The organism is Gilvimarinus sp. 1_MG-2023 (genome assembly GCF_030548285.1).
The window spans coordinates 1-451 of sequence record NZ_JAUOSC010000151.1; the positions used below are offsets into that span (position 1 = coordinate 1).

The 451-nt window shown below is 56.8% G+C and carries 1 protein-coding gene; it reads right to left on the bottom strand.

The annotated features are described in order from the left end of the window. A partial coding sequence (locus Q4563_RS16170; protein WP_303605203.1) for an acetyl-CoA hydrolase/transferase C-terminal domain-containing protein occupies positions 1-435 on the bottom strand: 435 nt, incomplete at its 3' end. Positions 436-451 lie beyond the last annotated feature (16 nt).

Consider the following 451-nt stretch of genomic DNA (forward strand, 5'->3'; position numbering starts at 1 on the left):
GGCTTGCTGTGTCAGCTCCTCACGGAACTTGGGATGGGCGATACCAATCAACGCTTTTACCCGTTGCGGGATCGACATGCCTTTCAGGCAGACATTGCCGTATTCGGTGACGATATAATGGGCATCCATCCGGGTATCGGTCACAGTGCCGCCGGTCAACTGCGGCACAATCCGGCTCAGGTTGTCGTGCTTGGCGGTGGAGTGCAGGGCGACAAACGAACGGCCACCTTTGGAACCGTAAGCCCCACGAACAAAGTCCAGCTGGCCGCCGGTGCCCGAGAACGGATGGCCAAGAATCTGCTCGGCGTTGATCTGGCCAGTGATATCCACCTCAATGGCGGAGTTGACCGAGACAATATTGGGGTTTTCCCGGATCACGCTGGGATTGTTTACCCAGGAAGCCGGAAAGCCCACGATCGACGGGTTATCGTCCATAAAATCAAACATCGCC